Origin of the sequence: Photobacterium sp. GB-1, assembly GCF_003026165.1 — a bacterium.
Lineage (GTDB): Bacteria > Pseudomonadota > Gammaproteobacteria > Enterobacterales > Vibrionaceae > Photobacterium.
The window spans coordinates 161,292-171,637 of the sequence record NZ_PYOB01000004.1 but is presented as its reverse complement, the minus strand read 5'-3'; the positions used below and the strand labels follow the sequence as shown (position 1 = coordinate 171,637).

Sequence of the window (10,346 nt, the reverse complement as noted above, 5' to 3'; positions counted from 1 at the left end):
TTATTCGGGACTTATTTTGGAGTTACAATGTTATACCGCATCGCACGTTCTGCTATTTTTCAGTTGGATGCTGAAAAAGCACACGACCTCGCTATTGAGAACTTTTCTCGCTTTACTGGCACTCCATTAGAACTTTTCTACCGACAAAATCTTCCTGCACGTCCTGTCGAAGTTATGGGGCTTACATTCAAAAACCCTGTTGGCTTAGCGGCTGGTCTTGATAAAAACGGCGAATGTATTGATGCATTTGGTGAAATGGGTTTCGGCTTTGTTGAAGTAGGGACCGTGACACCTCGTCCACAGCCTGGTAATGATAAACCTCGTCTTTTCCGTTTGATCCCAGCAGAAGGCATTATCAACCGTTTTGGTTTTAATAACCTTGGTGTTGATAATCTTGTTGAGAATGTAAAGAAAGCAAAATTTGACGGCATCATTGGTATTAATATCGGTAAAAATAAAGATACACCGATAGAAAAGGGTGTTGAAGATTACATTATTTGTATGGAAAAAGTTTATCAATATGCTGGTTATATTGCTGTAAATATTTCGTCACCGAATACACCGGGATTACGTAGCTTACAATATGGTGAAGCTTTAGATGATCTGCTTTCCCAGCTTAAAGCTAAACAAGCTGAATTAGCGAAACAACATGATAAGTATGTTCCTCTAGCACTTAAGATCGCTCCCGATCTTGATGATCATGAGATTCAACAGGTATGTGATTCTTTGATCCGTAATAATATAGATGGTGTGATTGGAACAAATACCACATTGGATCGCTCTTTGGTTCAAGGGATGGAACATTGTGATGAAGCGGGGGGCTTAAGCGGTCGTCCTTTGCAAAACAAGAGTACTGAAGTTATTCGAAAAATGTCAGAAGCATTAAATGGCGCAGTACCAATCATTGGTGTCGGTGGTATTGACTCTGCAATGGCTGCTCGCGAGAAGATGATGGTTGGTGCAAGCCTAGTACAGGTTTATTCTGGCTTTATTTATCATGGCCCACGTTTAGTTAAAGATATTGTAAACGGTCTTTAACTGTTGGCTATCGCTCTCGTACTGAAGTATTAAATTTAAATATCTTCTGACATACGAAAACCCAGCTTAGTGAATACTAGGCTGGGTTTTTAATTATGTACTTAGTCTATTTGTATCAAATATACATCTGATTTACTCGTGATAGAACCGCTATTTTCCCCTTTTATTTTATGAATACGCGAGTAGAATTAAGCTAAAATTTAAACATATGATCACAGATACAAAATAAATCACTGTCTTTCAGGAGTAAGAACGTGTTAAAGCCAGATAATTCATGGAAATGGTATTTTGACGCTGAAATGAATTCACTCATGCTTGAGTTGAATGACGATATGCTTTTCCGTGTATCGTTACCAAGTAAGCTGCTTACCCCAGAAGCCAAAATAAGTGATATTTTTAATGTTGATGATATTGAAGCCTATCAAAACTTCCAAGAGCAGATTGCTCATCTGCCAATTTCTGCAGCTAGAAAATGTGAATTAGCATTAAATGCTACAGCCGCACGACGTTTCCATAAGCCTATGATGCCAAAAAGTTGGTATTTCGCACCTCAACAAGGTGTAGAGCCATTACAGGGACAAGTTATTACTTTAATGACGGCTTCTTGTACTGCCAATTACGTTGTGATTGAAAACAGTGGGGTCGCGAGTCTCTGTATGCTTGCTGATGTTGCTACTGTTGATTTAGACGGCCTTAAAAGCATGGAGTTCTGCGAAACGATTAAAGTTATGAATGATCGAATGGCTCCCTGTTTTGTAGAAACTGAACAGCGACATTTTGCGCTTGTCGGTTAGTCGTTTCTTCATCTCATATTTTTGTCGTATATCCTTATCAGTCTCCCGGTAGATAGCAGTATTTGTTATCTTTTGTAGTAAAAGCCCATTAAATTTAGGCTAATTTGCTATCTTTCTTATGCTGTCCAGTACGGCCTCCCTTAGTATATTTGCATGCTTTTCTCTATTAGATGGTGAGAAAGATATCACCTTTTATTGAGATAGTTATCGTCCAAATCTCTCATTTTTATATCCATTTTCTTTGTAACTAACGATAACAACATAACTACTGTTATCTACATACCGCATCATCAATTTCTGTAATGCGTGATAGTTACGCTTCCTTGTAGGTATTCAAGATAGGCTAGAGCGTATATTTGTATTCGTTAACTGACTTCATTGCTACTCAGCAAGGTATATCCACCATTTTTCTGGTTAAAAATTACACTAAAAATATGTCATAGATCTCAAAATTCTTATATATAGCCAGACAATTCTTACTGCTTTATTTAAGTAAAACCTGATGGATTATGACGTTAATTTCTTTGTTACATTACGTTTGATTGACAATCCCTTCCTCTTTTTCCTGCGTTAACAGTGAAGTAGTGGTTGTGTAATAGCGTTGGAATAATTTATTCCACCAAAGGGCGGGTGATAATATTGAATAGGGGTATTTAGCGTAAAAAAATTTTAATTTCTTGAATGTTAAAGATAAATCAAATGTCACTCAGGGTGAGAAATTGTTTTGAGGGTGGTTTTCATTATTCCAGATTAATGATTTGTTCTTTGTTTGATGAGAATCGTTAAATATGACTTTTAGCGTTGTATTGGTCGCAAGTTTTGCAGGTAAGTGAAGATGTTTGTTGTTACATCCTCTTTGATTGAGAACGTACTGATTGAAGAATGAATTTTTTTTCCTAAATGAGCCATTTCATTATGGTTTTGACGAGGCATTTTTTGTGATTTCAGTTATAATTCCTCGCAATATTAGTGTGAAAAGAACTCCATGAATCAATATCTAGCGATTACTTCCCGCGGCCTTGAAAATTTGCTTGCGGATGAATTAGAACAATTAGGTGCACAGAACATTCAAGTTGTGCATGCCGGTGTCCGTTTCAAAGCAGAACAAGCAACAGCTTACCGTTGTTGTCTATGGACACGAATCTCATCACGTATCATTCAAGTACTGAGTGAATTTAACGTTCGTGATGATATGGACTTGTACTTAGGTGCAACAGCTATCAACTGGATGAACTATTTTGATAGCAATACACGTATTGTGGTCGATTTTAATGGTACTAACCGCGAAATCCGTAATAGCCAATACGGTGCAATGAAAATTAAAGATGCGATTGTAGACCGATTTACAAAAGCGGATTTACGTCGTCCTAATATCGACCGTGAGCGTCCTGATCTACGTATTCATATGCGTCTATCTGGTGAGAAAGGTATTCTTGGTCTTGATATGGCAGGTAGCGGTTTACACCAACGTGGTTACCGTAGTGAAGCGGGTAAAGCACCACTGCGTGAAACCCATGCTGCTGCACTTGTTATGAAAAGTGGCTGGACACCAGAACAAGCATTGTTAGATCCAATGTGTGGTTCAGGTACTTTAGTGATTGAAGCTGCGATGATAGCCGCTGAAATTGCACCAGGTCTTAAACGTAAGTGTTGGGGCTTTGAATCAATCAAAGACTTTGACCAAGAAGCTTGGTTAGAGATCCATGCAGAAGCAACGGTTAAATCTCGTCGTGGTCCTGCAAAAGTCACGACCAAGTTCTTTGGTCGTGAAATGGATCGTCGTGTATTAGCGATTGCTCGTGATAATGCGGGTCGTGCTGGTGTTAAAGATCTGATTGATTTTGAATATGGCGATGCCACACAGCTTGTTCGCCCTGAAGGGTTCGAAACAGGCATTATTCTTTGTAACCCTCCATATGGTGAACGTTTAGGTACAACCCCTGAACTTATTGCATTGTACAAAGAATTTGGTAACCGTTTAAAACTCGCTTTTGCGGGTTCTGTTGCTGCCATTTATTCAGGTTCGAACGAATTGTTAAGTTGTATGCGTATGCGTGCAGACAAGCAATTTAAGCTTCGTAACGGCGCATTAGATTGTGTACTTAAAACTTATTTGATCACTGCAGGTAGTGTTCAGAAAGAAGAAGGGCAATCTGAGGGTGTCATCGTTCAAGAAGAGGTCGCGCCTGATTTCGCGAACCGTCTTAAAAAGAACATTACTAAGTTAGATAAATGGGCAAAACGTGAAGGTATCGAATGTTACCGTATCTACGATGCTGATTTACCTAACTACAATGCCGCGATTGATAAGTACAAAGATTACTTAATTATCCAAGAATATGCAGCGCCTAAATCTGTTTCTGAAGAAACAGCACGTCGTCGTATTATGGATGTGTTGCGTGCGACAATTGAAGTAACGGGTGTAGAAAGCAATAAAGTTATTCTTAAAGTCCGTGAGCGTCAAAAAGGTAAGAACCAATACCAGAAGCTATCAAGTGCAGAGCGCCACATGATTGTTGAAGAGTACGGTGTTGAACTTAAAGTGAATCTTTATGATTACTTAGATACAGGTTTGTTCCTTGATCACCGTATTACGCGTCGTATGCTTGGCCAAATGGCAACAGGTAAGGATTTCCTTAACTTGTTCTCTTATACAGGATCTGCAACTGTTCATGCTGCTGTCGGTGGTGCAAAGACAACAACTACCGTTGATATGTCGAATACTTACCTTCGTTGGGCTCAAGAGAATATGGAGCTTAATAATCAGGTAGGCCCACAACATGAATATGTTCAGGCTGACTGTTTACAGTGGCTACAAGAAGTTGATGATACTTTCGACCTGATTTTTATCGATCCACCAACGTTCTCTAACTCTAAGCGTATGAAGCAGACGTTTGATATTCAACGTGATCACATCATGTTAATGGAAAACCTAAAGCGCATGCTACGTCCTGATGGTCAAATTGTTTTCTCAAACAATAAACGTCAGTTCAAGATGGATTTAGATAAGATTAATGAACTTGGCTTACAGGCGAAGAATATCTCAAATAAAACATTGCCAATGGACTTTGCTAAGAATAAGCAAATCCATAACTGTTGGATTATTACTCACAAGGAAGACGAGTGTTAATCACACTTTATAGCACGGAAGGCTGCCACCTTTGCGAGCAGGCATACCGTCTGCTCGTAGAGGTTGGACTTAAAGATAAAGTTGATATTGTTGATATCGCATTTGATGACGCACTGTTTTCTCGTTACGGTGTAACTATACCTGTACTCTCTATTCAAAATCATGATCGTAATGTTCCTGAATTGGGCTGGCCCTTTGATACAGATTCATTAAAAACATGGTTAATAACAAATAAGCTTGGTTAATTACGATGGCACTTATAAAAATTAGTAACGCTCAACTAGCGTATGGCGATCATGCTTTACTCGATAAAGCAGAATTTCTTCTTCAGCCACATGAGCGTGTTTGTCTTGTTGGCCGTAACGGCGCTGGTAAATCAACATTAATGAAAGTGATTGCTGGTGACGTATTACTCGATGACGGTAGTATTCAACGTCAAAATGAGCTGGTGGTTTCTCGTTTAGAGCAAGATCCACCGCGTAATGCGGAAGGGTCTGTATTTGATTATGTAGCGGAAGGTCTTGCTGATGCAGGTCGTGTTCTGCGTGAGTACCATCACCAATTGGACCTTGTCACCGCCGATCCTAGTGAAGCAAACATTAATAAACTATCGCGTATTCAGGAGCAAGTTGATCACCATAACGGTTGGCAGTTAGATACGCGTATTGCAGCAGTACTTGAAAGCTTGAAGCTTGAACCGAATACACTTCTTACTGATTTGTCTGGTGGTTGGCAACGTAAAGCAGCACTTGCTCGTGCGCTAGTGTGTGATCCTGATATTTTGTTACTTGATGAGCCAACAAACCACCTTGATGTAACAACGATTGAATGGTTAGAAGGTTTTCTAAAAGACTTCCGTGGTTCAATTATCTTTATTTCGCACGACCGTGCATTTATTCGTTCTATGGCGACTCGTATCGTTGATTTAGATCGTGGCCAATTAGTGTCTTTCCCTGGTGACTATGAAGGTTACCTAGAGGCAAAAGTTGAGTTATTGCGTGTAGAAGAAGAACAAAACGCATTATTTGACAAAAAACTAGCACAAGAAGAAGTGTGGATAAGGCAAGGTATTAAAGCGCGTCGTACTCGTAACGAAGGTCGTGTTCGTGCACTTAAAGCATTGCGCAATGAACGTGCAGAGCGTCGTGATGTTGTAGGTAAAGCGGATATGCAGCTACAAGACGCGAACCGTTCAGGTAAGATTGTCTTTGAAGCGAAGAATATCGGTTATAGCTATGGCGATAAGCAAATCGTTAAAGATTTCAGCTTTAATGTTATGCGTGGCGATCGTATTGCCTTAATTGGTCCTAATGGTTGTGGTAAGAGTACCTTAATTAAACTGATGCTGGATAAACTGCAAGCAACTGAGGGTGACTTCCACTGTGGTACTAAGCTAGAAGTGGCTTATTTTGACCAGTACCGTGAAATTCTCGATCCAGAGAAAACCGTAATGGATAACCTTGCTGATGGTAAGCAAGAAGTGACAATTAACGGTAAAACTCGTCATGCGCTAGGTTATTTACAAGATTTCCTATTTCACCCTCGTCGTGCTCGTACGCCAGTTAAAGCGCTGTCTGGTGGTGAGAAGAACCGACTATTGTTGGCGAAATTGTTCCTAAAACCAAATAATTTGCTGGTTCTTGATGAACCAACGAACGATTTAGATATCGAAACATTGGAACTTTTAGAAGATATACTTGCCAATTATCAAGGTACGTTACTTTTAGTGAGTCACGATCGTCAATTCGTTGATAATACTGTGACTACAAGCTGGATTTTTGAAGGTGAGGGCGTTGTTAACGAATACGTTGGCGGTTACCATGATGCACAATCTCAGCGTGCGAATTCTTATGCCAATCAAGCAAGAGAGCAGGCTGCAAAAATCGAATTAGAGAAGAGCAAGAAAGCTGCTCAAGAACAAAAGCAAAAAGATGTTACACCTAAACGCGCAGGTAAGAAGCTATCTTTTACTCTTCAACATGAGTTAGCTGGCTTGCCGCAAAAAATTGAAGACTTGGAAAATGAAATCGCGAAAATTCAGGAACAAATTAATGATCCTGCATTTTTCTCCGATCCGAAAAATGACACACAAGCCATCCTTACAGGTTTAGCTAAGCTTGAAGAAGAGTTTGAAGTTGCCTTTGAACGATGGGAAGAATTGGAAGCGATGCAAAAGGAATCCTAATGCCACATAAGATGTTAAAACTATCAACACTTGCAATCCTCGTTGCTGGTGCCTCTCAAGCTAGCGCTGCTGTTTATGATATTGTCCCTGTTTCAACTGCAGGATCAGATCAACTTGCAGCTCAAGCATATTTCCCGAGTGCACAGGCAAATGCAGATAGTACACCTGTTTCAGCTTTTACTACGGGTATTAAACCATCTGCTGAAGGCGACAATTGCTTTACAGGTAACAACTGTAATGCTGATTCATATGATGTTGCGGGAACCGTTCGACGTGGTACTCAAGGTACGCCGTTATCTGATACCACAGCATATAATGAGAATCGTCAGTTCATCGATGATTGGAATGGGTTATATAGTTACTGTCGTGATAACTTAGGCTACAACATCTGTAATGTTTGGGCTGATAATGAGTATTACGGTTATGACTACAATATTGATGATGTTCAAGACGGTCAAGGTTTAGGTGGTCTACAACATATTCAACAGACATGGTTAAATGGTTACCATTCAAATGCTCTTGCACTTAAAAATGGGGCAGCTGTTACAACCAAAGCTGATGAAGCTAGTGGTTATACTTCAATTGATAAAACACTAGGTGATATCGAAGCAAATACTACTGATGCCGTTCTTGAAGGTATCGTGGGTAATTACAGTTTTGGTACGTCAACTTCAGCCGTATTTAAGAATGGTTCGGTAAATCCTCGTGCTTTTGCTAAACGTGGTTTTGTAAATAATGATGGTACCCCAGTATCATTATTAGCGCCTGTATCGGGCGATGCATTTGTTAAAAATATGGGGCAGACGACAGCGAATGGGGCAGTAGAAACGACTGACGGTAATTTGTTAGTTGTGGGTTCATCTTCTTTTGGTCAAACATTTACTCAAAATCTTGATTCGCGAGAGCCAAATACAGATAACATTAATATAGGTTTAGGTTTCAACAAAGATACCTTCGCTAAATGTGTGAATAATCCTTCTAATCTGTACAGTACGTTTGAGTGCCAGTTTAGTACTTTTGCTAATGCAGCTGCTTTCTGGGTTGTTGATAATACAGGTAATCTTGTTAAATCAGGTGTTATTAGTTCAAATTTAGCAGCTGTTGACCCTGATCATGATGATGTTTCTTCACAGGCATCTGCTAATGCGGTTGCTATGGTCAATAACGCTCCTGTTGCTGTAGGCTATGCATCTCGCGATACCAATAGTAATGATTCTTATGTTATGCAAGCCGCATACTTTGAACCTAGTGCTGATTTAACGAAATGGACACAAACTTTTGTTCCTGGGTTAAATATTTCAACTGGCGATGATCGTAATTATCAATACACAATGGCTAACGACATCAACTCGAGCTTTAAAGTTGTTGGTATTGCAAAGAGTCATAATGCTGAAAACCGTTCGATTCCACAAAAAATGTTTATCTTTGATAAAGCAACGAACCAGACTAAGTTCCTTGATACATCTATAAGCCCATTATTCTTCCGTGGTTCAAATGGTGATGCAACAGCAATTAATGATAATGATCAGATTGTAGGTTGGGTTGATTCAGAAACGAAGAACCAAATTGATGGCTCTGAGCGTCGTCATCGTGCATTTACCTACATTGCAGGCTCTGCAGCGCAAGGGCCGCTAAAGGCTGGTAGTGTATGGATGCTAGATGACTTAACCAATGATGGCGGTGCAGCGAATACGGTTGCAAACTCTTACCGTATTATTTCTGCAACCGATATTAACGACGCAGGTGTTATTTCAGCAACAGCAAATTACTGTGCTGGTGGTTATCAAAACTTAACTAAAGAAGCGCAGTGTTCTGTGACTGAAAAGCAGGTTGCGATTAAGCTTGTTCCTAAGGCAAATGCGACGGATAAAGATATTATTGTTCGTAAAACAGAAGACGAGGAGCCAGTAAAACGTTCTGGTGGATCGCTTGGCATTTTGGCTTTGACAGCGTTAGGCTTTATTGGTTTCAGACGCCGTAAGTAATTTTTAAAATAAATTATGTTATACCAACAAGCTCACATTTTGTGGGCTTGTTTCGTTTTTAAATTTGATAAATTGTTCGAAATAACCCATTTTTATAAGTGGAGACATAAAAACTCCATCATTATGTAATGATAATGAAAAGTAATATACAGATAAGGATGAGGACCGAACTATGAAGAGACAAAAGCGGGATCGTTTAGAACGTGCGCAGGCTCGAGGTTATCAAGCCGGATTAAATGGCCGTTCTACAGATGCATGTCCGTACCAAGGTACAGATGCCCGTACTAACTGGCTAGGTGGTTGGCGAGACGCTAGAGAAGAGTTACAACAAGGTCTCTACAAATAATAACCTCCCTCATGGTTAACCCTATTCTGCAGCCCCTTAGGAGAAGGGGCTTTTTTATGCATAATAAGAAATGATAGCATTCTTGATTTATCTACTTAAGACACATTACAGAGACTGCAATCAAATGAGTATTAATGGCTATTTTCTTGTTTTTGTGATTGCAAAATAAAGAGTGTTATTATTTTTAATTCGTTGATTTGTCAGAGTCATGTAACGGATAAGTACGTAGAAGAGATACAAGGTTATTATGCTGGTGGATAAAAAAAGCCCCGAGACATAAATGCCTCAGGGCTGAGTATTTAGATTCGCCACACTGATTAGAAATTGTCAGTATCTTTAAAAAGACCCACTTTTAAATCTTTAGCAACGTAGATTTCTTTACCGTCTACCAGTACACGGCCATCAGCAACACCCATGATTAGCTTACGGTTGATAACACGCTTAAACTGAATTTCATAAGTTACTTTTTTGGCTGTCGGGAGAATTTGACCTGTAAATTTAACTTCACCCACACCCAGTGCTCGACCTTTGCCTTCACCGCCAGACCAACCAAGGAAGAAGCCTACTAGTTGCCACATTGCATCAAGACCAAGGCAACCAGGCATTACAGGATCACCTTTAAAGTGACAGTTAAAAAACCATAAGTCAGGATTGATATCTAATTCGGCGACAATAAAACCTTTGCCGTGATCACCATCTTTATCGGTGATATTTACGATACGGTCAATCATTAGCATGTTATCTGATGGTAATGATGGGAAGTCAGGACCGTATAGTTCGCTGTTGCCACAAGCGACAAGTTCTTCGTGTGTATAAGAATGCTGGCGTGTCATTAGAATCAATTACTCCTTCAAATGTATGGGAGCAA

The 10,346-nt window shown here is 39.7% G+C and carries 8 protein-coding genes; 7 read left to right on the top strand and 1 reads right to left on the bottom strand.

Features of this window, described 5'->3' with window-relative positions:
• Positions 1-27 precede the first annotated feature (27 nt).
• From pyrD to rmf, 7 genes are all read left to right on the top strand, one after another.
• Positions 28-1,038 carry a quinone-dependent dihydroorotate dehydrogenase gene (gene pyrD, locus C9J45_RS06685; RefSeq protein WP_107208146.1) on the top strand — a complete coding sequence of 337 codons (1,011 nt, stop codon included), beginning with the start codon at positions 28-30 and terminating at the stop codon, positions 1,036-1,038.
• Between the two features lie 254 nt (positions 1,039-1,292).
• Positions 1,293-1,832: a cell division protein ZapC gene (locus tag C9J45_RS06680; RefSeq protein ID WP_107292329.1), complete on the top strand. Its 540-nt coding sequence runs from the start codon at positions 1,293-1,295 to the stop codon at positions 1,830-1,832.
• Between the two features lie 985 nt (positions 1,833-2,817).
• A complete protein-coding gene (gene rlmKL, locus C9J45_RS06675) occupies positions 2,818-4,962 on the top strand; it encodes a bifunctional 23S rRNA (guanine(2069)-N(7))-methyltransferase RlmK/23S rRNA (guanine(2445)-N(2))-methyltransferase RlmL (protein WP_107246657.1) in 2,145 nt (714 codons plus the stop codon).
• Entirely contained in the window at positions 4,956-5,207 is a 252-nt protein-coding gene (locus tag C9J45_RS06670; RefSeq protein WP_107246656.1) for a glutaredoxin family protein, read from the top strand. Before rlmKL ends, C9J45_RS06670 begins: the two co-directional genes overlap by 7 nt.
• A gap of 5 nt (positions 5,208-5,212) precedes the next feature.
• Positions 5,213-7,147 (top strand): ABC transporter ATP-binding protein, encoded by a 1,935-nt coding sequence (locus tag C9J45_RS06665; RefSeq protein WP_107287392.1) that lies wholly within the window; start codon positions 5,213-5,215, stop codon positions 7,145-7,147.
• A complete protein-coding gene (locus tag C9J45_RS06660) occupies positions 7,147-9,132 on the top strand; it encodes a DUF3466 family protein (protein ID WP_107292328.1) in 1,986 nt (661 codons plus the stop codon). Before C9J45_RS06665 ends, C9J45_RS06660 begins: the two co-directional genes overlap by 1 nt.
• Before the next feature lie 172 nt (positions 9,133-9,304).
• Positions 9,305-9,478 (top strand): ribosome modulation factor, encoded by a 174-nt coding sequence (gene rmf, locus C9J45_RS06655; protein WP_005367875.1) that lies wholly within the window; start codon positions 9,305-9,307, stop codon positions 9,476-9,478.
• 317 nt (positions 9,479-9,795) lie between these two features.
• Here rmf and fabA read toward each other — a convergent pair whose 3' ends face one another.
• Positions 9,796-10,311, bottom strand: a complete 516-nt coding sequence (fabA, locus tag C9J45_RS06650; protein ID WP_107208151.1) for a bifunctional 3-hydroxydecanoyl-ACP dehydratase/trans-2-decenoyl-ACP isomerase — start codon at positions 10,309-10,311, stop codon at positions 9,796-9,798.
• Between the last annotated feature and the right edge of the window lie 35 nt (positions 10,312-10,346).